Genomic DNA, 553 nt, shown 5'->3' on the forward strand with positions numbered 1-553 from the left:
CAAGAGTTATGAGTTTGAAGCACTGTCTGAAACTGGACTTGCCAAAACAATACTTGCGCTCCAGAAACTTCCTGTATTTGGTACGGTATTTATGGTAGGAGCACATCCAGACGATGAGGACAATGGTTTAATTGCGCATCTGGCCAAGAATCTTCATCTTAACAGTTACTATCTTGTTGCCACCTGGGGAGAGGGTGGTCAAAATGTGATCGGTCCTGAGCTCTATGATGCTCTTGGAGTTTTGAGATCACAGGAGCTGGCATCTGCCAGGGAAATCGATGGTGGAGAACAACTGCACTTCGGTGCTTACGATTTCGGTTACTCGAAAACGGCCGAAGAAACATTTAATGATCCTAATTGGGATGAAGAAACAATCATTGGAAACCTAGTGAGACTCATTAGAATCTACAAACCAATCATCGTGCTAGGTAGACATGCGCCAACAGGTGGTCACGGACATCATCAGGCGTGTGGGGTACTGGTTCCCAAGGCTGTTGAAGCTGCAGGAGATCCCAATATGTATCCCGAACAACTGGAAGAAGGATTACAGGTT

Annotated in this window: 1 protein-coding gene; it reads left to right on the forward strand. The window is 45.8% G+C overall.

All coding sequences use genetic code 11. The features are described from left to right. The coding region (locus BG32_RS15185; protein WP_147435110.1) for a PIG-L deacetylase family protein at positions 1-553 on the forward strand (553 nt) is incomplete at both ends.

The sequence above is a fragment of the Mesotoga sp. HF07.pep.5.2.highcov genome (assembly GCF_003666285.1).
GTDB classification, from domain to species: Bacteria; Thermotogota; Thermotogae; order Petrotogales; family Kosmotogaceae; genus Mesotoga; species Mesotoga prima.